The following is a 21,046-nucleotide window of genomic DNA, read 5'->3' as shown; positions in this document are numbered from 1 at the left end:
AAGGTGAAAAACCAGGCACCAGTAGGTGAGGACCAAAGCAAGGAAACAGACCAAAATGTTCCTGTAGGCGGAAAAGTATCCGCAATGGATGTGGCGGGAGACAGCGTTACGTTTGCCAAGGGAGAAAGCGGCCCGGCTCATGGAACCGTGGAAGTGTCGGAGGATGGAAGTTGGACGTACACCCCGAACGAAGGATATGTGGGTGAAGACAGCTTTACGATCGTGGTAACCGATAACCATGGCGGAACCGATACAATTACCGTAACGGTGAAGGTGAAAAACCAGGCACCAGTAGGTGAGGACCAAAGCAAGGAAACAGACCAAAATGTTCCTGTAGGCGGAAAAGTGTCCGCCACAGATGTAGCGGGAGACCATGTTACGTTTGCCAAAGGAGAAAGCGGCCCGGCTCATGGAACCGTGGAAGTGTCGGAGGACGGAAGCTGGACGTATATGCCGAGCAATGGATATGTAGGCGAGGACAGCTTCACGATCGTAGTGACCGACGCCCATGGAGGAACGGACACGATCACCGTAGCGGTGAAGGTCCATAACCTGGCTCCAGTGGGTGAAGACTCCACCAATGATACCCTTCAGAATAAGTCTGCAAGCGGAAAATTGACCGCTTCTGATGTGGCGGGAGACCATGTTACGTTTGCCGAGGGTGAAAGCGGCCCAGCCCATGGAACCGTGGAAGTGTCGGAGGACGGAGGCTGGACCTACACACCAACCCCTGGATTTGTAGGGGAAGACAGTTTCACGGTCATCGTGACCGACAACCATGGAGGCAAGGATACCATCACGGTTAACATGAATATCCTTGACCAGGCGCCAGTGGCAGAGGAAACGCTGGTAAGCGAGAATACATTCCAGCGTACGCCAGTCAGCGGAGACGTGAAGGTCACTGATCCGGACGGGGATACGCTGACCTTTAGCCCTGGACAAGGTCCTGAAAACGGAACCGTAACCATTGACAGTGGTACAGGACACTGGACTTATACACCAAATGATGGATATGTCGGTGAAGATCAGTTCACCATCGTAGCCGATGACAAAAAAGGCGGAACTGAGTCTGTTACCATTCATGTAACCGTCGTGAACAAGGTTCCTACGATGAACGACGAAGCTGTTACAACTAATGAAAACACGCCTGTCAATGGCCAGGCACAAGCAGTGGACCCTGATCATGATACTCTTTCATATCAAAAGGGATCGCAGCCTGAGCATGGGGAAGTGGTTGTCTATGAAGACGGAAGCTGGAAGTACACGCCTGATACAGGGTTTGCGGGAACTGACCATTTTACCATTATGGCTGATGATGGTAAAGGCGGTTCGATAGAGGCTGCCGTTAGCGTTACCATCATTAAAGTGATTGATGTCAAAATTACCATCGATGGCGGGGAACACCGTACGACCGTGGATGCCACTCCGCTTATCACGGGCGTTTCCGAGTCGTATGACGGAAGCCGTGTCGATGTGGTCCTGAAAGATGCTTCGGGTAAGGAAGTATATACCGCTCAAACGATAACAAAAGATGGGGTATGGCAGGTCCAAGTCGATTCTGAATTGGCGGCCCAGAACTATGAGGTAACAGCGACTATTACTGATGTCAAAACGAAATTGCAGGCAGTGGATGACCAGACCCTGACCATTAAGGTACAACCGGTGGATCTAAGGATGGCTGCTAAGCCGGTACAAATTATCGGGGATGGAAAGTCAAAAACGACACTGGTTATTACTCTTTTGGACAAAGACGGAAATCCGGTAAAAAATGAACGTGTGACCCTAACAGCAGAGGCCGGAACACTTTCAAGCACTGAGGGCATGACAAATGATAAAGGGGAAGTGGTGGTTACCTTAACATCACCAAACCTTGCGGGAACCCTTGAAACTATTTTGAAGACGGTGACTGCTACAGTCCATGACCCGGACAAGGGGCTGTTTGCTAGTGCGAAAATTGGGATTACATTTATGCCGGCCTCGATTGAAAGCCAGGTTATTGACAGTATAACAGGTAAGCCGATTGCCGGTGCCCTTGTTGAAGTTCATGAAGACTTCAATGGCGACGGGGTTATTGATTTTAACGCCACAGCCCTGACGGATGCCAACGGACGCTACAGTGTTATCGTTCCTTATGGAAACTGGGAATACAGTCCCGTGATCAAGGCGCAAATCAATTTTAATGGTGCAGATTTGATTGTGGATATTCATCAGAAGGCGAAGGTAGGCGTATTAACCGGTACCGGCCAGGAAGTCAAAACCGAAAAAACCGTGAGCGGAAAGTTGATCTTCAGGGATCCAGTCACACGTTCTTACGTAAGCTTTCAACAGTTTGTGGACCCGAATAAGGTACAGATTAGCGGGAAAATTCTCACTAGCGGTGCTGAGGAAGTAAAGGTGGAAGTGGATGCTGCAGGGAATTTTTCCATAACAGGCGGGAAGCCGGGAGCAACATATGATATCGCGTTTGAGGTGAAAATCGGGGCGTTTACGCTTGTTGGCCAGCGGCTCCAGGTCACGATTCCGAATGATGGCGTTTCGGCTGTGCAGGCTGCCCTGATTGATCCTTATGGCATGATAACCGATTCCAAGACGGGAGAGGCGCTTGAAGGCGCAAAGGTGACCATCTACTGGGCAGATACTGCTTGGAATAGGCTTCACGGGCATATTCCTAATACTCCGGTTGAGCTGCCGGCATTGCCAGGTTTCCCTCCGGGGGACAATCTGGTGCCGCAATACACGACAAGTCTCGGCATTTACGCCTGGATGGTATTCCCTGATGGAGACTATTACATCGTGGCGGAGAAGGAAGGTTATGCCGCCTATGATAGCCGTCTCGTGAAGGTGGATATTAATTCTCCTTCCGATGATAGTTATTCCCATAACGGTATTATACATGTGGGTAAAACCGTTTTGAATTATGATATTAAAATGGAAAAATTGGCTGTTGCAGAAGAAGTAAAAACGGACAACCCGGTCCAAACAACAGTAGAGCAGCAAAAGAGTGAATCTGAATTGAAGGTGCTTCCTAAGACAGGCTCTTGGCTGGATCGAAAGCTATTGGAGCTCCTTGCCGCTCTGCTCCTTTTCACAGGTGGTTTTATGAGTTTCTACAACCGGGATAAAAAACCGGAATAAGTTCAAGAAGAAGGAGAGCATTTCAGCTCTCCTTTTTCAAAAAGAAAGAATGGAAGCCAAAATGAAAAAACGTATCGGATATCTCTTAATGTTAGCTGGCTTTGTGATTCTCTTTTTTGTATGGAAAGAATCTTCCGAAACCACATCGAAACAAGAGGAGATGATCAAGCAAATGGAAGCACTGGCAACAGAGCAGAAGCAGCCGGGGAGTGATGGTGATGGGGGAGGCTCAGTGTTTGAACTGCCAGAGGTCGATGGAAAACAAGTCATTGGAGTGCTGACAATTCCGAAGATTGATTTGAAGGTTGCCATTGTGGAAGGTGCAACCTTGGCAGATATAAAAAATGCGGTGGGCCACTTATCTGAAAGTGGAAAACTGGGGGTTGTAAACAACAATTTTGTCATTCTCGGCCATAATTCCCATACATCCGGTCAATTTTTTGATCGATTGGACGAATTGGAACCAGGTGACCAATACACCATCCAGACCCCTTCAGAGACTTATGAGTACACCATTTTTAAAAGGAAGATCATCAGCCCAGCCCAGCTCGAAGTCCTCGAACCAATCAAAGATCGCTCCATTGTCACCTTGATTACTTGCTATCCAAATTACTCTAGTAAACAAAGACTTGTTTTATTTGCAGAAAAGAACAGTTAGAAGTCAAGAGCAAGGTTCTTGTGGTCAAATGCCATGAGGATCTTCTGTAATGGCTGAAAAAACAAGGTTAGGGGGATATAGCATCATTCTCCCAAGTTCAATATTATGTATAGGCAGCCATGCTGATTGCTTCGCTTCGATTTAAGGCAAGAGAGGATCTGCATTCATCAGTGTTGTCATATTATCGTTTTATTATGTTTCTCTTTGGTCTCTACGTGCCCCAGAAACCTCTTTTTCTAGGTTTACGGGTCACGTAAGCCCCATCTACGTGCCCCCTGAAACCTCTTTTTCTCAGTTTGCAGTCACGTAAGCCCCTTCTATGTGCCCCTGAAGCCTCTTTTCCTAGGTTAACGGTCACGTAAGCTCTATCTACGTGCCCCTCTATCCTCGTTTTCCAAGTTTATGGTTACGTAGGATTCAACGAAATAAGGACGGTTTGATACCACTAATAATGTTTCCTTTTATTTAGAAGTGTTTTTCGGAGGCCTCCACCCTTCCTCATGGCACGTCCTATCCTGGTTCAATAAGAAAAAGTTATATCTGGTCATCATTTCTTTCCAATTTTCTTGAAAGAGCTGCTGGTTTAAAATGGGGATTGTAAGGAAGTGATAGCGATGGGGAAGATTTTTTTTGCCAAACTATGAGACCCGTTCCCCATGGCAAGGAAATGAGGGATGCATAATGGGAATTAATTTTCATCACGAAAAAACTGGCCGATCTTATACGACGAGAAATGCCGATGATTCATGGGTGAACGCAATCAAACGCCTTGTGCCTATTGATACTATTAAACACGCAGCCGATATAGGCTGTGGCGGCGGGATATACTCCAAGGCTCTATGTGATTTAGGGGTCCAATCAGTGGTGGGGGTTGATTTTTCCGAACCAATCCTTGAAGGCGCCATAAAAAATTGCCGAGACTATCCAAACATTTCTTTTAAAAACGGCAATGCGTATCATTCTGGATTAGAAAGTGGAGGGTATGATTTATTGCTTGAACGGGCGCTGGTCCATCATCTGGATGATTTGCAAACCTGTTTTGATGAGGGCTACCGCGTGTTGAAGGACGACGGATACTATATTGTTCAGGACCGGACACCAGAGGATTGTTTAGTAAAAGGGGATGCCAGTCATATAAGAGGGTATTTTTTTGAAGTATTTCCCCGATTAATTGAAAAAGAAACCAGCCGCAGGCATTCCAGCCAATATGTCATAGAAACGCTTAAGAACGCTGGGTTTAGGGAAATCCAAGAGGTGAAGTTGTGGGAGATAAGACAAGTGTTTGCCCATAAAGATCATTTGCTAAAAGACTTAAGTGAGAGAACAGGAAGAAGCATTTTACATGAACTAGATGACCAGGAATTAAACCAATTAGTTGAATATATAGATAAACAAATCTTGATAGAGGAAAATATTGTGGAACAAGATCGGTGGACGATTTGGAAAGCCGTTAAATAGAAAACCATAGGGATGGTTCTTGCAGCACGGCCACAAAAACCGTCCCGGCGGCACTCTATTAGTTTACGATCCTCTTGATTTGTTGAAGCACATCTCCACGAATCGGGTTTTTAAAGTCCCCATTGCCTCGGACCGCCGAGCCAAAATGGTATTCCGCCGCGTGGAGCTGTTGATGAATCCAGCCAATATTGTCGGCATTCAGACCTGCTCCTGGCATAATGATGGGGGGATTTTCTGTTATCTGCGTCTCTTTCATCATCCTCTTTATCGTATCTAGTCCATCTGGGACTGACTGCTTGCCGCCTGAGGTCAGAATTCGATCGATTTTAAAAGGAGATCGGCAAAGAGACTGGCAGGTTTTCCATGGGTCTGTCTCGTCAATGGCCCGATGGAAGGTAACGGATAGACCGTTTGCTTCCTCTAATATCAGGGCTAGCATCTCAAAGTCAACGGTATGCTGTTCGGTCAATGCCCCAAAAACGATTCCAGCCGCACCGAGTTCCTGAATCCTTTTCATGTCCTCTCTCATTGCTTCCCATTCCTTTTTTCGATACACGAACGAATAGCTATGGGGACGAAGCATCACCATCACAGGAATCGACACGCTTTTTACCACAGTCTTGATCGTTCCATAGCTTGGGGTCAGCCCGCCTTCTGCGATTGCCGTAACGAGTTCCAGACGATCGGCTCCATATGCCTCCGCTGTTTGGGAATCTTCTTGGTTTAACACAATCACTTCTACTAAACTCATGGTCATCCACTCCAGTTTGAAATACTAATCGAAGTTTGCTTCTTAATTGAAAAAGTATAGATTTGATAAATATATATGGAAAATTTTATAAACTTCTCTCGAAGTGTGCCGCTCAAACTGTTGAAATATGTTCACCTTTTATCTATTTATATAACAATGAATTGGCCATATGATATAGATATAGACAACCAATGAAAGCGAGTTTCAGCAGATGAACAGAGAAAAGAGGTTAAAGCTGATTACTAAAATCATCTTGGAGCAAGATGTTCAAACACAGGACGAACTGCAGAAGCTGCTAGTGGACCACGGTTTACCTGTGACGCAGGCAACGATTTCAAGGGACATTCACACATTACAGCTAATCAAAGTGCCCTCCAAAGATGGAAACTTTAAATATAGCTTTAAAATTGACCAGAATTATCTTGTTTCTGAGAAGCTGCAGCATAAGCTGCGTGATGCACTTGTCAGTATGGAAATCATCCAATTTATCATTATTTTGAAAACGCTTCCCGGAAACGCACATGCTCTCGGTGCACTGCTGGATTCATTGGAGCTGGAAGGCAAGGCTGGAACCCTATGCGGGAATGATACCTGCTTAATTATTTGCCGCTCTGCAGAACAGGCTGAGGCCATCAAACAGCAGTTAGACATCTATTATAAAGAAGAATGATTCTTTATATGAAAAGGAGCGATTGAGATGCTGGATGCATCAAATATAGCAGACTTGGATATCATCACTGATTTACGGCATTTTGATATTTTTAATCATATTTCAGATAAAACGCTTAGTAAATACCTGTCCTATTTTTATTTTCGATCCTTTAAAAAAAATCAATGTTTGTTTATGCAAGGAGATCCCCGTGACAAAATCTTCTTTTTACTTGACGGTTACATTATGTATGAACGCAGCAGTGAGGAAGGCACGATGATGTATCTTGACTTTATTAAAAAAAATCAGATGTTTCCCTATGTCGGGATCTTTCAGGATAAGGTGTATCAGGATACGGCTGTCACTGTAACCGATGTGCAATTATATTTCATCCAAACCCATATCCTTGAGGAATGGCTCAAGACCAATCCGAAGCAGCTGCTTTCCATCATACACAAATTATCTGATATTTTAAACCTCCATCAAAAACGTGTGCAAAAAACCATGACTCCCAATGCTCAAGAACGTGTGCTGCATACTTTGCAATTCTTGATGGAGGATCTTGGCGAGAAAACAAAAGAGGGGCTTATCATCCCTTGTCCTCTAACCGCCGCTAATATTGCCAAAATGTCGGGGACCTCACGGGAAACGGTCAGTCTCTTAATGAACCAATTAAAAAGGGAACAGATCATTTCCGTGGACGCCAAAAAAATCCACTTCCACCAGCCTGAATATTTCAAGGAGGTTCACCAGTTGCTGTAATATTCAGAAAAATGATATAAAATATTTTATCTCCTTCCTTATTTGAAATATACTGTTGGTATATCAATCAAAAGCGGGAGGGGCCGGTCTGGTATGACCAAGATCTCTTATCATATTCTCGGAGCAATTGTGTTTGGATTCGGACTGCTGCTAGTCATCAAACTGCCCAATAGTGATTCATTAGCGGGGGCTTCCTTGTTCCATCTTCCTGCTGAAGGCAGCAGCCTCATCATAAGAATCACGGCTGCCCTTTTGCAAATAGCCGGGATTCTATTATTCTTAAAATGGTTCGAAGCACACGGTGAAAAGCGGCATAAGGAGATGTATGAAAAATATGGGCCCATCATCCTGATCTTTCTGATCTTCCTTGTTCCCATCCTTATCAATGCCATGATGGCCGCCACTGTAAAATCGTATGTCTATGCAGGGAAAGACGGAAGGGATGCGGTGGAAATTATCCGGAACGAACGCCCATGCACGGTAAGCAATAAACAGGCATTCTTGGAATGTGCCATCACGTTAAAAAACTATAATCATAGGACACAAAAGGTAAATGTACAATTGAATTGGGAGCAGGCCGGCAAAAGCAGTTTGACCCCTGTGTACTTAGTCAAACGACAGGAAAAGACAGTCTACATTCGCATCCCTATGAAAGCATCCGAGCTGCAGCAGTTCAATAAAATACCGCAGGCACAGCAGCCTGAAATTACCCTCCAATGACCCGGGGATGTGATGTTTATACATTCCGCGGGTTGTTTTTTTAAAGCCTGCTTTTTCTGTGCAGCAGAGGGAAGGCTTGATATTTCCATATTATTAACATTGATTTCAGTTCAAAATCTTTATATGATACTACTGAAAATACAGTGGAACCTATTATTATGCATTAAATATAGTTAATAGAATCAGTCAGGTATGGTTTCATGCTGGAAGGAAGATTTTGATGCAAAACAACGATAAAAAGCTGGGCTTACTGGCATTGGTCGCCTTAGTGATTGGCTCACAGATTGGCGGCGGGGGCTTCAATGTCGCAGCGGATATGGCTGCTGGAGCCAATGCCGGCGCTATTTTAATTGGCTGGGTAATCACAGGCATTGGGATGTTCGCCCTCGTCTTTTCATTTCAAAATTTAACGAATAAACACCCTAATTTGGAGGGGGGCATTTACAGCTTTGCCAAGGCCGGATTTGGCAGCTATTTGGGCTTTAGTTCTGCCTGGGGATACTGGCTGTCGGTGTGGCTTGGGAATATTGCCTTCTTAACCCTGCTTTTCAGTGCCCTTGGCTACTTTTTTCCGGTCTTTACTGGAGGAAATCTGCCATCGATTATCGGGGCGTCGATTTTCCTATGGGTCATGATTTTCATTATTTTGCGGGGCGTTCAGTCCGCAGCATTGGTTAATCTTGTAGTCACGATTGGCAAATTAATCCCGATTTTCCTCTTTATCATCATTGCCTTGTTTGCCTTTCATCTTAAAACGCTCTCCTATCATTTCTGGGGCAGCGATGGTTTTTCATTGATGAATCTATTAAGTCAAATCAAAAGCACGATGCTGGTATCCCTATGGGTCTTTACCGGAGTGGAAGGGGCTGTTGTGTTATCAAGCCGGGCAAGGCATAAAAAGGATGTTGGCAAAGCGACGGTGATCGGCTTAAGTTCGACCCTGATTATTTATATTTGCCTTTCCATATTGTCCCTGGGTGCGATGCCTCATGAAGAACTGACAGATTTAAAGAGCCCGGCAATGGCCTATGTGTTAGAAAGTATTGTTGGCCCGTGGGGCGCTGCCTTTATCAATCTTGGCTTAATTGTCTCGCTTTTAGGCGCATTGCTGGGCTGGATGCTGTTTGCTGCTGAAATTCCCTATATAGCGGCAAAAGATGGAACATTTCCGGAGGTGTTTGCCAAGCAGAATCGCCGAAATGTTCCGATGAACTCCCTGGTTTTTTCCGGCGTGTTAATTCAGCTGTTCCTGCTTACGCTGCTGGTATCACAAAAGCCATATAATTTTGCTTTTTCGATGGCCAGTTCGGCCATTTTGGTGCCCTATCTGTTTTCTGCTTTATATCAAGTGAAGGTAAGCTTCCAGCTAAAGGAGAAGAAGCAAATGGCAGTGGGCCTGATTGCTTCTCTTTATGCGGTGTGGATTTTGTACGCGGCAGGATTGGACTATTTGCTGTTAACAGCGGTTTTGTATGCGCTGGGGATTATCCTGTTTATTTATTCTCAGAAAGAACGCAAAAAAAAGGTGTTTCAGCCATTTGAACTGGTCTGTGCCGGTTTGATTGTAGCCATTGCCGTTTACTCGATCTTCATGCTGGCGGCAGGCGGAATTTCGATTTGACAAGAATATACTCATGACAAAAGAAGACTGGCGAGCCAGTCTTCTATTTTTATGTTGATTTTTTTGAATTTTAGAACTTTATTTGTGAAATGATTGTGACATTCAGCCGATATTCAAGCCATGGAAACGGAAAATCACCGATTTTCACTGATTTTTACATAAATATGCAAGCAGCCTCATGGCTTTGACAAAATTCCGTTAGGATTTTAACGAGGGGGCTGTAACCATCCTCACAAAAGAAACCGTTTACAAACCTTAAACTAAAAGTGTAGAAAGGAAAGTTCAAATAAAGGAGGAAGAAACATGAGGAGTGCCGCAGTACTTACTCCCGAACAGGGAAGCCGCCATAAATTAAAACACCCGATCCATGTTACATCTGAAATTGGGACGTTAAGAACCGTTTTATTGAAGCGTCCTGGGAAGGAACTGGAGAATTTAGTGCCGGAATATCTGCAGCGTCTGTTATTTGATGATATTCCCTACCTGCCGATTGTTCAAAGAGAGCATGATTATTTTGCAGAGGCATTAAAAAATAGAGGCATAGAAATTCTATACCTCGAAAAATTAGTTTCAGAGACATTAAGCAATCCCGAACTAAAAAAACAATTTGTCGATGATATTTTACGAGAGAGCCATGCGAATGTCAATGGGGCAGCAAAGGTTTTACGAGAATTCTTGCTATCCTTTTCAACAGCAGACATGGTGGACAAAATTATGAGCGGCGTTCTGAAGAGAGAAATTGAGGAAAACAAAAAAACGCATTTGTATGAATTAATGGAAGATCACTATCCATTCTATCTTGATCCGATGCCGAACCTTTATTTCACCCGTGACCCGGCAGCCAGCATGGGCAATGGCTTAACGATTAACAAAATGCGTGAACCTGCCCGCCGCCGTGAATCCTTATTTATGGACTACATTATTAAGTATCATCCGAGGTTTGCTGGCCATGATGTGCCCGTTTGGCTGAATCGTGACTATGAATTCCCGATTGAGGGAGGGGATGAACTCATTTTAAATAAAGAAGTTGTCGCTATCGGGGTTTCTGCCCGAACGTCCGCGCGGGCGATTGAAAGATTGGCATTAAACCTGTTTAACCGAAACAGCTCCTTTAAAAAAGTGCTTGCGGTTGAAATTCCGAAAAGCCGCGCTTTCATGCATCTGGATACCGTATTGACGATGGTCGACTATGATAAATTTACCATCCACCCTGCTATCCAAGGCCCAGAGGGCAACATGAATGTATATATCCTTGAAAAGGGTCCGGATACGGATCATGTGAATATTTCCCATCGTTCCAATCTGCAGGCTGCCTTAAAAGAAGTACTCGGACTCAGTGAGCTTGTCCTGATTCCTTGCGGCGGCGGCGACGAAATCGCATCCTCTCGTGAACAGTGGAATGACGGCTCCAATACATTGGCGATTGCTCCTGGCATTGTTGTTACCTATGACCGTAATTGTATTTCGAATCAACTGCTGCGCCAGCATGGGATTGAAGTGGTGGAAGTTTTAAGCTCGGAATTGTCCCGCGGCCGTGGGGGCCCGCGCTGCATGAGTATGCCGATCGTACGTGAAGACATCTGATCATCCATGAAACATCATATACAACTATTTTCATAGAAGGAGAGAGGAAAATGTTAGCAGCTACACCAAAATTACAGGGCAAAAGCTTTTTATGTGAAAAAGATTTTTCGAGGGAAGAATTCCTTTATTTTATTGAATTAGCGATGAAATTGAAGGATGAAAAGAAACGCGGTATAACGCATCGCCATTTGGAGGGTAAAAATATCGCCCTTTTATTCGAAAAACCATCTACCCGCACTCGCTGCGCGTTTACGGTTGCGTGTATCGATCTAGGGGCACATCCTGAGTATTTGGGTAAGGACGACATTCAATTAGGGAAAAAAGAATCGATTGAAGATACAGCTAAAGTGTTAGGCCGCATGTTCGATGGAATCGAGTTCCGGGGCTTTGAGCACAAAAAGGTAGAAATGCTGGCACAACATTCAGGTGTTCCTGTATGGAACGGACTAACGGACCAATGGCATCCGACGCAGACACTTGCAGACTTCTTAACGGTAAAAGAAAATTTTGGCCATTTGGAAGGCATTCAATTCGTTTACGTTGGAGACGGGCGCAATAATGTAGCCAACAGTTTGCTTGTCGGCGGAGCACTAGTCGGCATGGACGTGCGCATCTGCTCGCCAGAATCGCTTTTCCCTGCTGAAGAAATTGTGGAATTGGCCAAAGAACTGGCAGCAAAGTCGGGCGGCAATGTAACGATCACGTCCAATGTGGATGAAGGTGTTGCCGGGGCAGATGTCATCTATACAGATGTTTGGGTATCCATGGGTGAAGAGGACCAGTTTGCTGAAAGAATTGCCCTTCTGTCTCCGTACCAAGTAAACATGGACATGATTCGTAAAACAGGGAATGAACAGGTCATTTTCTTGCACTGCCTGCCTGCATTCCATGACCTTGAAACGAGCTATGGAAAAGACATTTACGATAAACACGGACTGCCAGAAATGGAAGTAACGAATGAGGTATTCCGCAGTGAGCATTCTAAAGTATTTGATCAAGCTGAAAACAGAATGCATACGATTAAAGCAGTAATGGCGGCAACTCTTGGAAATTTGAAATAGACGATTGATTTATGGGGAGAAGGGGGGGTTTCCCTTTCCCCTTCATGTTCTCCAAAATAGGAAGAGGAGTGAAACAAAATGGCTGACGGGAAAAAGCTAGGGCTGTTTTCGTTAATTGCAATTGTCATTGGTTCGATGATTGGCGGCGGGGCCTTCAACCTTGTATCGGACATGGCTGGCGGAGCTTCTGCGGGCGCTGTGATCATCGGATGGGTGATTACTGGCATTGGGATGATTGCTCTTGCTCTTTGCTTTCAAAATTTGACCTACAAACGTCCAGACCTTGAAGGCGGCATCTTCAGTTATGCAAGAGCCGGTTTCGGCGATTATTGGGGCTTTAACTCCGCATGGGGCTATTGGTTATCGGCATGGTTAGGCAACATCGCTTTTTTAACTCTACTATTCAGCGGGATCGGATATTTTATTCCTATCTTTGATGGTGCCAATGTGGCTTCCATTATTGGGGCATCTGTTCTGCTTTGGCTGCTGCATTTCTTAATATTGCGCGGTGTGCATTCCGCTGCATTGGTCAATTTAGTTGTGACGATTGGAAAGCTTGTTCCGATTTTTCTTTTTATCATTCTCGCCATCTTTGCCTTTAAGCTAAAAACCTTTTCGATGGATTTCTGGGGAGGAGATAGCTTCCTTTTTTCAGATGTGATGAGTCAGACAAAGAGTACCATGCTCGTCACCTTGTGGGTGTTCATTGGAATTGAAGGGGCTGTTGTTCTTTCCGGTCGTGCCAAGGATATGAAGGATGTCGGCAAGGCCACCGTGATTGGATTACTCTCTACATTAATTATCTATGTCTTCATTACTTTATTGTCCTATGGAATTATGTCACAAGCCGATCTTGCCGGATTAAAGAGTCCGTCGATGGCCTATGTATTAAAAGAAGTGGTCGGTCCTTGGGGCGCTGCTGTTGTCAATATTGGACTGATCGTTTCCTTATTAGGGGCCTTGCTGGGATGGACTTTGCTGGCTGCTGAGCTGCCTTATTTAGCAGCGAAAGAAGGAATCCTGCCGAAATTGTTTGCAAAGGAAAACAAGAATAAGGCACCGATTAATGCCTTAATCATTACCAACGTATTGGTGCAAATTTTCTTACTCACTTTGTTAGTTTCTGATAAACCTTATAATTTTGCCTTTTCACTTGCCAGTTCAGCCATTTTGATTCCTTATTTATTCTCGGCCTTATACCAGGTGAAATATAGCATAGAAAAAAAGGAATCGAAGCAAATGGTCCTTGGGGTCATTGCTTCCATTTATGCGATTTGGTTACTATATGCTGCCGGACTTAGTTATTTGTTATTAACGGCTGTCCTATATGCCGTTGGTATTTTGGTCTTTAGAATTGCCCAGAAAGAACGCGGTGAAAAAACCTTTAAGCATCGAAGTGAGCTTGTATGGTCAGTCATCTTTGATTTATCAGCTGTTGCCGCCATTATCATGTTGGTGCTGGGGAAAATTTCATTTTAAAAAATTCCGTTCGGTTATGTATGAATGAATAGGAGGAACCTATATGTCTAGAAAGGTTGTCATTGCTTTAGGCGGAAATGCCATCCAATCGGGTGATGCTTCTGCTGCTGCCCAGCAGCATGTACTTGAAATGACAGCAAGGAAGCTTGTTGATTTCATTGAACAAGGGATTAATATTATCATTTCACATGGAAATGGCCCTCAGGTCGGCAACATTTTATTGCAGCAGGCAGCCGCTGATTGTGCCAATAATCCGGCCATGCCGCTTGATACCTGTGGGGCGATGAGTCAGGGAATGATTGGCTATTGGATGCAAAACGCGATGGAAAAGGTTCTGAGAGAAAGAGATATCCATAAGAATGTTATAACGGTTGTGACCCGTGTGGTGGTAGATCCGAATGATCCGGCTTTTCTTAATCCAACAAAGCCTATTGGTCCATTTTATAGTGAAGAAGAAGCGAATAAAATCATGCAAGAGACACATGTATGGTATAAAGAGGATGCGGGCCGCGGCTGGAGACGGGTTGTGGCTTCTCCAAAGCCGGTCGGAATCATGGAGCATTCCGTCATCAATTCTCTTGTCGAGCAAGGGAACATCGTCATTTCAACAGGAGGCGGAGGAATTCCGGTTATTGAAACGAAAAATGGCATTGCGGGCGTGGAGGCGGTGGTGGACAAAGACTATGCCTCGGAAAAACTGGCCGAGCTCGTTGGGGCCGATACGTTAGTCATTTTAACAGGTGTCGACCATGTTTTTGTTGATTTTAACAAGCCAACCCAAAGGAAATTAGAAGACGTAACGGTTTCTGAATTAAAAGAGTATATCAAAGAAGGACAGTTTGCGGCAGGCAGTATGCTCCCTAAGGTGGAAGCTGCCATCCAATTTGCTGAAATCAGCCCTGAACGAAGAGCGATTATTACTTCCTTAGAGCAGGCTGTCCAAGCTGTTGAAGGAAAAGCTGGAACCGTCGTTTCTCTTTATGGGGCTCCAGTACTGGTTTAAAGGCGATAGACATGGTTTCTGTCAGCAATATAGTCGAGGTTGGAGAGGATAGTATCTTGCTATCCTCTTTTTATATCAATGGCTATTTTTGCTTGCCTGGACAGCCCTTTAGACTGAACTGCTGGCACTACCGCCAGAACGTCACTTCATTTTTTCAATCGGCACTTTAAAATAAATCAATAAGAAGGTAATAATCCAAAAGGATATGACCCATGTCAATAATGGCCGGATTTGATGCAGTCTAAGCAGCCCAAAAATGACGATATAAAATAGAAAGGTCCAAAGGATGTTCCAGCCATGATGATGGGAAAGGCCTCCCCAAACATTTCGCGCGATTAATTCAAATACGGTTAAAGAAACGACCCATGCCAATATATAGAAGCCTTGCTTTGCCTTACTTTTTTTCGCAGGATAATGGCCGAGGTAAATGAGTACCTTTACCGGAAAGCTTAAAAATTCAATGGCAAGGGAGATCATGGTATGGTTAGGCAATATCTGTTTATCAAAAGAAGGATGGTAGCTCCACATTGGGTAATTGTATAGTAAAAAATTATACAATAAATCCCCAATCAGGAAGAATAGGATGGTGGGATAATACTTTTCCCAATTTCTCCAATCTCCCCATTTCCAACCTGCCAGTACGTATCCGATCAATAAAATAGAATGCACGAATCCACTTCCCAAACAATGATTATGTATAGGTATTATTTGAAATGGGAGGGACTTTATTCCTATACATAGCAACCCAAACGGTGATCTCCACAAAAAAAGATTGATATATTATTTGAGTATTCAAAGATGTTAGAATAGAAGTGCGACAAAGAAAAAGTACCGGAATCCTGGGACAAAAGTTGCCATTTTTTAAAGGGGTTGACTATTTGAAAAAGAAGAATCGGAACAGCGGAAGCAAGACCTCTTTGGGGGTATTGGGGACAATTGTAGTCCTATTATTAGGTAAATTGAAGTATGTTTTAGTCCTAGTCAAAGTTCTTAAGCTGCAAACCCTTTTGAGCATGGTGATTTATCTCGGAACCTATGCCTTGTTTTTTGGCTGGAAATTTGCAGCGGCCATCGTTTATCTATTATTTGTCCATGAAATGGGGCATGCCTATGCCGCGAAACGGATCAACCTGCCGGTAGGCCCTGCCATCTTTATTCCGTTTATGGGGGCGGTCATCGGGCTGAAGGAAATGCCTAAAAACGCCAAAGATGAGGGGTTCGTGGCCTATATGGGACCGCTGTTTGGGCTGCTCTCCTTTTTGCCGGCATTCCCTTTGTATGGGTATACCCATGAACCATTTTGGGCGCTTCTGATAATTCTGGGCGGTATGATCAATTTATTCAATTTGATCCCGATTACGCCGTTGGATGGGGGAAGGATTGCAGCGGGAATCAGCACGAAGCTATGGGGGGCCGGCATTGTCTTATTGTTGGTCTTTTCTGTCATTCATCTTAGTTTCATCGGCTTTCTGATCGTCATTCTAGGTGCTAGAGAATGGTACAAATTATATAAAAAACAAAAAAGTTTGCAGGATTTAAAGGTCGAGGTCCGGGAACTTGACCAGTTTGTAAGGAGCTTAAAGCAGGAAGCTCATGATTTGGGATCGGTTCAAGATTTGGTTCGAAAGACAAATAGGAGGGTTTCGCATCCGCCGATTACCGAACTATTGAACAAGATGAATACGGAAATAGAAAAAATGAAAAAGGACGTGTACCTTCAACAATTGTCCGGTATCCCTGCCTTAAGCGAAGAGGAACACCAAGAACAGAAACTAGCAATGGATCGGATCCTCAATCAAATAGAAAAAGAACTAGCCGCCTTAAAAAAAGATGTCCACACAACCGAGACCTACTACAAAACCGATAAAAAAACCAAAGTCCAACTATTTACCATCTATCTCGCACTAGCCGCCGCCCTGGCATTCAGCTACTACATCGGCAACCAAATCCTCACAAACCATCCAGATATACAAAAAGTCCTAAACACCTAGAACTCCCCGGGGCCAGTCCCCCGTCGAATTAACGCTTTAGCAGAGCGGGGGCCAGTCCCCTGGCGAATTAACGCTTTAATAGAGTGAGGGACTGACCCCGGTTCTTTTTTTGGGTATATAGAAGGATACCACTCATATTTGTCGAATAATTGAGAAAATATGTTTTGTAGGAATCAAGGGGGATGTAAATGAATGACAAACTAAGGGCAAGGGAAAAGGCTGCTTATATGAGTGGTCTATTGGGGCAGAACATGCTTTACAATTTTATGGCGATGTACATCCTGTTCTTTTTCACTGACCTTTTGGGGGTCTCGCCTGGAGCTGCAACGGTGATTATCGTGCTGGCCAGCTTATGGGATGCTATAAATGACCCGTTAATGGGGATGATTGCCGATAAAACAAGAACACGGTGGGGCAAATTCAGGCCATATCTGATTTTTGGCCCGATCGTATTGGCCATGACAACCATCTTCTGTTATATAGATTTCCCTCTTAGCGGACCGGCTATGGTCTTGCTGGCTGCAATCTGTTACATCCTTTGGGGCATGTCTTATACAGTATGCGATATTCCAATCTGGGCCATTTCTTCTGTTGTTTCTAAAAATCCAAACGAAAAAAATAAGATGGTCACGCTCGGAAAAATCGGCGGAACGATCGGAACGGCGATTGTTACAGTAGGGAGCATTATGGTCATTCAGGCGTTTGGCGGTGAGCGGTCACCTTCGGCCTACACCCTAACAGCCGTGCTGCTGTCGGTTGTGGCAGCTTTGATGATGGTGTTCACTGGTCTTACATTACGTGAAAGAATCCTTCCAGAAAAAGAAGTCATTCCCATGCGGAAGAACTTGCAAACGATCACGAAAAACAAGCCGCTGATCCTGTTAATGATCTCCCTCTTGCTAGTAAACCTGGTCAACGGGATTCGCCAAAGTGCGCAGATGTATTTTGTCGTTTATGTTTGGGGGGATTCGAGCCAGCTAACCAATGTGGGGATCAGCCTTATTGTTGGTATGGTACTGGGCATGGCGGTATCACCTATGCTCATTGAAAAATTTGAGAAGAAAAAGGTGTTTCTTGCCGCCTGCCTATTGGGCTGTGTTTTTAGCGGAGTCCCGTTTTTTGCTGGGGGCGGGACCGTATTCTTCGGACTGGTGTTTCTTGGCATCAGTTTTGCCTGCACCGGTGTTACGACCATCGTCAGTATGTCCATGCTGATGGATGCAGTGGATTATTCGGAATGGAAGCTCGGATTCCGTGGCGAAGGCCTGATATTCTCTGCAAATACCTTTCTCACGAAATTAAGCAGTACGGTGGCAAAGGGCATGATCGGACTAGGTCTGATTCTGATGGATTATCAAGAAGGCCAGCCGGTAACGACCACGACTCAGGCGGGGTTCAGTGCAATGATGTACTTGATTCCGGCGGTTTGTTTTCTTGTCACGATGATTCCGTTATTCTTTTATCGAATAAACGCAGGGCAAAGACAGGAAATCAGGAACATGCTGGATGCAAAATATCATATGTAAAGAGGGATACAAATGGAAAATATGGAAATCAACGCATTGCTGGCAAAGCCTGATGTGCAGCGATGCAAGAAAGTATTGTGTATTCAGCCCCACCCTGATGACAATGAGATCGGAATGGGCGGTGTGATTGCGATGCTGGCCGCCGGAGACAGTGAGATTCATTATCTGACCGTTACAGACGGCAGGCTGGGTGATATGGGGACATCACTGACGCCGGAACAGCTTGCGGAGGTGCGGAAACAGGAAGCTGAGGCGGCGGGACGGCTGCTGGGGGCATCCAAGTTTTTTTGGTTAAACCATAAGGATGGCTCTCTGAACGATATTCCTGCTTTAGCAGCAGAGATTGGAGAAATTATTCGCCGTGAGCAGTATGATACAATTTTTTGTCCGGATCCATGGCTTCTTTATGAAGCCCATTACGATCATATTGTAACAGGAAAGGCTAGTGCACAAGCTGCCATCAGCTGTCTACTAAAATCATATCCCGAAGGGACAGATACCCCGCCTTGTCAGATACAAGCAATCGGCTTCTATTTTACAGCCGCTCCCAATACGGTGGTCAATATTACTGAATACTTTGACCTTAAATTTAAAGCAATGGCTCTGCACCAAACCCAAATGGACGACCAGCTGCTCGCGCTCTACCGCACATATTTCAAGCTACGTGGCAACCAGCTGCTGCAAAGCAATGCAATTGGCGAAGGACTCAAAATGCTGCGCCCCCTCCACTTACATTGCTTTCCTGAAGCACAAGACATACTTTAGTGAAGGTGGGGCTGAAGGTGGGGCCAGTCCCCCAGTGTATTAACGCTTTAGCAGGGTGGGGGCCAGTCCCCCGGCGCATTAATGTTTTAGCAGAATGGGGTGCAGGTTCCTGTCCTGTCGATTGGGATTATAAGATGTATTTTGCTAGCTGCTCGCCCCATGGTGAAAGTTCTGTTTCGATGAATCCAGCCTTTTGGTAGGCCAATTTGGCTGGGAGGTTTTCGGGATGATAGCCAATCATAATCAGCGGAATATTTGAGTGATTGAGATTCCGTATTTCTTTTATCACTAATTGGATTGCCTGGATCCCGAATCCGTTTCTTTGAAAATCTTTATCTATCATCAGCCTGTATATCCAATAATTATGATCGTCACTGTCGATTCCGAACAGGGTAAACCCAATCATGCGGTCATCCAAATAAATGCCTTTGGCATAGAAGTTGTCTAAGAATTGAACTTCCGCAATAGAATAAAGATTCGAGGCGATAAATGTCTTTTGCTCGTCATGAACCGATAATTGAATCGCCGTTTCCCAATTACTCTTATCAATCGCTTTTAAAGATAACCCTCTCAATTTTCTCCACCTCATTATGCAGATGATTTACAACCCCTCATACTATCCTAAACAACAAATAATTCAACAAAAATTCCCTATTTCCTTCTCTGTGTAAACTGCCTAGTGCGTTAACTCTTTAACGGAGTGAGGGCCAGTCCCCCAGCAAATCACCGCTTTAGCAGAGTGGGGGCCAGTCCCCCGGTGCATTAACGCATTAGTAAAGAGGGGGACTGGCCCTATAACCAAAAAGAGGCACTTAAGCCGCTTGATACCATTCAGGAAATTGGTACAATATAGATAGGACGGAGAAGGGAGCAGCGTTGCTCTCTTTTCTAATATATTGGAGGAACTGCAGATGTACAAACATGAACCGATTTTTTTACAGCCTGTGCTTCAAGAAAGAATTTGGGGCGGGCAAAAATTAAAAACTGAATTCGATTACGAGATTCCATCTGAGCATACTGGGGAAGCATGGGTCATTTCGGCTCACCCACATGGTCCAAGCAAGATTACGAATGGCCCGCTTGCAGGAAAAACATTAGCCGATGCCTGGAACGGGCATGGAGAGCTTTTTAATAAAAGTAAGGAAAATCAGGAAGAGTATCCGCTGCTGATCAAAGTTTTGGATGCTGCCGATGACCTGTCTGTTCAGGTACATCCAAATGACCAGTTTGCCCGTGAGGTAGAAGGGGTGCCATATGGCAAAACAGAATGCTGGTATGTGGTAAGTGCTGAAGAGGGGGCAAAGCTTGTGCTGGGGCATACGGCACAATCAAGAGAAGAATTGGAATCTATGGTGGATAACGGACAGTGGGATCGGCTGCTTAGAAGAGTCAAAGTGAAAGCAGGAGATTTTGTTTATGTGCCAAGCGGGACCATTCACGCCATCGGTGCAGGAATTGTCATATTGGAAACCCAGCAGAGCTCCGATATCACCTATCGCGTGTACGATTATGATCGGACGGATGCTGCAGGGAACAAGCGGGAATTGCACCTTGAGCGAGCCAAGCAAGTCACCACCGTGCCGCATGCGGATGCTGTTGTCGAGCAAAAAGAAGTGGCCATCGGGGACTTGGTAGAGAAAAAGCTTGTACAGGAGCAATATTTTACGGTTTACCACTGGAAGTTAAATGGCGAAGTGGAGCAAAAGCTTAATCACGATTTCTTGCAGGTAAGCGTCATTGCTGGGGCTGGAAAGATTTCTGTTGATGGAAAATCGTTTGAAATCCATAAAGGCTCAAACTTTATTTTGCCTTACGGTTTAGGCGCCTATAAAATGGCGGGGAATTTAGAGTTTATTGTGTCGCATATTTAAGAGCAGCTCGGT

Annotated in this window: 18 protein-coding genes; 15 read left to right on the top strand and 3 right to left on the bottom strand. The window is 44.7% G+C overall.

Annotated elements, in window-relative coordinates:
• From NFS43_RS01390 to NFS43_RS01380, 3 genes are all read left to right on the top strand, one after another.
• Window positions 1–3,135: Ig-like domain-containing protein (locus NFS43_RS01390; RefSeq protein ID WP_251548970.1), on the top strand; the 3,135-nt coding region annotated here is incomplete at its 5' end.
• Between the two features lie 49 nt (window positions 3,136–3,184).
• Window positions 3,185–3,793 (top strand): class D sortase, encoded by a 609-nt coding sequence (locus NFS43_RS01385; protein ID WP_251548969.1) that lies wholly within the window; start codon window positions 3,185–3,187, stop codon window positions 3,791–3,793.
• A gap of 681 nt (window positions 3,794–4,474) precedes the next feature.
• On the top strand, window positions 4,475–5,251 hold the full coding sequence (locus tag NFS43_RS01380; protein WP_251548968.1) for a class I SAM-dependent methyltransferase: 777 nt from the start codon (window positions 4,475–4,477) through the stop codon (window positions 5,249–5,251).
• Between the two features lie 58 nt (window positions 5,252–5,309).
• Here the strand turns inward: NFS43_RS01380 and NFS43_RS01375 are convergent, their stop codons facing one another.
• The gene (locus NFS43_RS01375; RefSeq protein WP_251548967.1) at window positions 5,310–6,002 is read right to left on the bottom strand and encodes a copper homeostasis protein CutC; all 693 of its coding nucleotides are present in this window, start codon (window positions 6,000–6,002) and stop codon (window positions 5,310–5,312) included.
• Between the two features lie 211 nt (window positions 6,003–6,213).
• Here NFS43_RS01375 and argR point away from each other — a divergent pair, with 211 nt between their 5' ends.
• From argR to arcC, 8 genes are all read left to right on the top strand, one after another.
• Complete coding sequence (gene argR / locus NFS43_RS01370) at window positions 6,214–6,672, top strand: arginine repressor (RefSeq protein ID WP_251548966.1); 459 nt, start codon at window positions 6,214–6,216, stop codon at window positions 6,670–6,672.
• A gap of 27 nt (window positions 6,673–6,699) precedes the next feature.
• The gene (locus NFS43_RS01365) at window positions 6,700–7,413 is read left to right on the top strand and encodes a Crp/Fnr family transcriptional regulator (protein WP_251548965.1); all 714 of its coding nucleotides are present in this window, start codon (window positions 6,700–6,702) and stop codon (window positions 7,411–7,413) included.
• Window positions 7,414–7,506: 93 nt separating this feature from the next.
• Window positions 7,507–8,133 carry a hypothetical protein gene (locus NFS43_RS01360; protein ID WP_251548964.1) on the top strand — a complete coding sequence of 209 codons (627 nt, stop codon included), beginning with the start codon at window positions 7,507–7,509 and terminating at the stop codon, window positions 8,131–8,133.
• A gap of 220 nt (window positions 8,134–8,353) precedes the next feature.
• Window positions 8,354–9,754, top strand: a complete 1,401-nt coding sequence (gene arcD / locus NFS43_RS01355) for an arginine-ornithine antiporter (RefSeq protein WP_251548963.1) — start codon at window positions 8,354–8,356, stop codon at window positions 9,752–9,754.
• A 303-nt stretch (window positions 9,755–10,057) separates the two neighbouring features.
• Complete coding sequence (gene arcA / locus NFS43_RS01350; RefSeq protein ID WP_251548962.1) at window positions 10,058–11,338, top strand: arginine deiminase; 1,281 nt, start codon at window positions 10,058–10,060, stop codon at window positions 11,336–11,338.
• 50 nt (window positions 11,339–11,388) lie between these two features.
• Complete coding sequence (gene argF, locus NFS43_RS01345; protein WP_251548961.1) at window positions 11,389–12,399, top strand: ornithine carbamoyltransferase; 1,011 nt, start codon at window positions 11,389–11,391, stop codon at window positions 12,397–12,399.
• Window positions 12,400–12,477: 78 nt separating this feature from the next.
• Complete coding sequence (gene arcD / locus NFS43_RS01340) at window positions 12,478–13,878, top strand: arginine-ornithine antiporter (RefSeq protein WP_277613886.1); 1,401 nt, start codon at window positions 12,478–12,480, stop codon at window positions 13,876–13,878.
• A gap of 43 nt (window positions 13,879–13,921) precedes the next feature.
• A complete protein-coding gene (gene arcC, locus NFS43_RS01335) occupies window positions 13,922–14,881 on the top strand; it encodes a carbamate kinase (RefSeq protein WP_251548960.1) in 960 nt (319 codons plus the stop codon).
• A 141-nt stretch (window positions 14,882–15,022) separates the two neighbouring features.
• On the opposite strand, the gene NFS43_RS01330 is transcribed toward arcC, so the two are convergent.
• Window positions 15,023–15,550, bottom strand: coding sequence for a CBO0543 family protein (locus NFS43_RS01330; protein WP_251548959.1), 528 nt, complete (start codon window positions 15,548–15,550; stop codon window positions 15,023–15,025).
• Between the two features lie 209 nt (window positions 15,551–15,759).
• Here NFS43_RS01330 and NFS43_RS01325 point away from each other — a divergent pair, with 209 nt between their 5' ends.
• The 3 genes from NFS43_RS01325 (at window position 15,760) to NFS43_RS01315 (ending at window position 19,163) form a co-directional block, all read left to right on the top strand.
• Window positions 15,760–16,872 (top strand): site-2 protease family protein, encoded by a 1,113-nt coding sequence (locus NFS43_RS01325; protein WP_251548958.1) that lies wholly within the window; start codon window positions 15,760–15,762, stop codon window positions 16,870–16,872.
• A 188-nt stretch (window positions 16,873–17,060) separates the two neighbouring features.
• Window positions 17,061–18,398, top strand: a complete 1,338-nt coding sequence (locus NFS43_RS01320; RefSeq protein WP_251548957.1) for an MFS transporter — start codon at window positions 17,061–17,063, stop codon at window positions 18,396–18,398.
• A 54-nt stretch (window positions 18,399–18,452) separates the two neighbouring features.
• The gene (locus NFS43_RS01315; protein ID WP_251548956.1) at window positions 18,453–19,163 is read left to right on the top strand and encodes a PIG-L deacetylase family protein; all 711 of its coding nucleotides are present in this window, start codon (window positions 18,453–18,455) and stop codon (window positions 19,161–19,163) included.
• Between the two features lie 127 nt (window positions 19,164–19,290).
• Here NFS43_RS01315 and NFS43_RS01310 read toward each other — a convergent pair whose 3' ends face one another.
• The gene (locus tag NFS43_RS01310) at window positions 19,291–19,752 is read right to left on the bottom strand and encodes a GNAT family N-acetyltransferase (RefSeq protein ID WP_420910282.1); all 462 of its coding nucleotides are present in this window, start codon (window positions 19,750–19,752) and stop codon (window positions 19,291–19,293) included.
• Window positions 19,753–20,074: 322 nt separating this feature from the next.
• Here NFS43_RS01310 and manA point away from each other — a divergent pair, with 322 nt between their 5' ends.
• Window positions 20,075–21,034, top strand: a complete 960-nt coding sequence (gene manA / locus NFS43_RS01305) for a mannose-6-phosphate isomerase, class I (protein ID WP_251548954.1) — start codon at window positions 20,075–20,077, stop codon at window positions 21,032–21,034.
• The last annotated feature ends 12 nt before the right edge of the window (window positions 21,035–21,046 follow it).

This window comes from Neobacillus muris (genome assembly GCF_943193175.1).
In the GTDB taxonomy this organism is placed as follows: domain Bacteria; phylum Bacillota; class Bacilli; order Bacillales; family Cytobacillaceae; genus Neobacillus; species Neobacillus muris.
This window is presented reverse-complemented; position numbering and strand designations above follow the sequence as displayed.

Excerpts from the sequence above, each read along its gene's own strand:
- NFS43_RS01380 (WP_251548968.1), top strand. The coding sequence starts at position 4,475 with ATGGGAATTAATTTTCATCACGAAAAAACTGGCCGATCTTATACGACG.
- argR (WP_251548966.1), top strand. The coding sequence starts at position 6,214 with ATGAACAGAGAAAAGAGGTTAAAGCTGATTACTAAAATCATCTTGGAG.
- NFS43_RS01360 (WP_251548964.1), top strand. The coding sequence starts at position 7,507 with ATGACCAAGATCTCTTATCATATTCTCGGAGCAATTGTGTTTGGATTC.
- arcC (WP_251548960.1), top strand. The coding sequence starts at position 13,922 with ATGTCTAGAAAGGTTGTCATTGCTTTAGGCGGAAATGCCATCCAATCG.
- argF (WP_251548961.1), top strand. The coding sequence starts at position 11,389 with ATGTTAGCAGCTACACCAAAATTACAGGGCAAAAGCTTTTTATGTGAA.
- arcD (WP_251548963.1), top strand. The coding sequence starts at position 8,354 with ATGCAAAACAACGATAAAAAGCTGGGCTTACTGGCATTGGTCGCCTTA.
- NFS43_RS01385 (WP_251548969.1), top strand. The coding sequence starts at position 3,185 with ATGGAAGCCAAAATGAAAAAACGTATCGGATATCTCTTAATGTTAGCT.
- NFS43_RS01320 (WP_251548957.1), top strand. The coding sequence starts at position 17,061 with ATGAATGACAAACTAAGGGCAAGGGAAAAGGCTGCTTATATGAGTGGT.
- NFS43_RS01310 (WP_420910282.1), bottom strand. The coding sequence starts at position 19,752 with ATGAGGTGGAGAAAATTGAGAGGGTTATCTTTAAAAGCGATTGATAAG.
- NFS43_RS01365 (WP_251548965.1), top strand. The coding sequence starts at position 6,700 with ATGCTGGATGCATCAAATATAGCAGACTTGGATATCATCACTGATTTA.
- NFS43_RS01375 (WP_251548967.1), bottom strand. The coding sequence starts at position 6,002 with ATGAGTTTAGTAGAAGTGATTGTGTTAAACCAAGAAGATTCCCAAACA.
- arcD (WP_277613886.1), top strand. The coding sequence starts at position 12,478 with ATGGCTGACGGGAAAAAGCTAGGGCTGTTTTCGTTAATTGCAATTGTC.
- manA (WP_251548954.1), top strand. The coding sequence starts at position 20,075 with ATGTACAAACATGAACCGATTTTTTTACAGCCTGTGCTTCAAGAAAGA.
- arcA (WP_251548962.1), top strand. The coding sequence starts at position 10,058 with ATGAGGAGTGCCGCAGTACTTACTCCCGAACAGGGAAGCCGCCATAAA.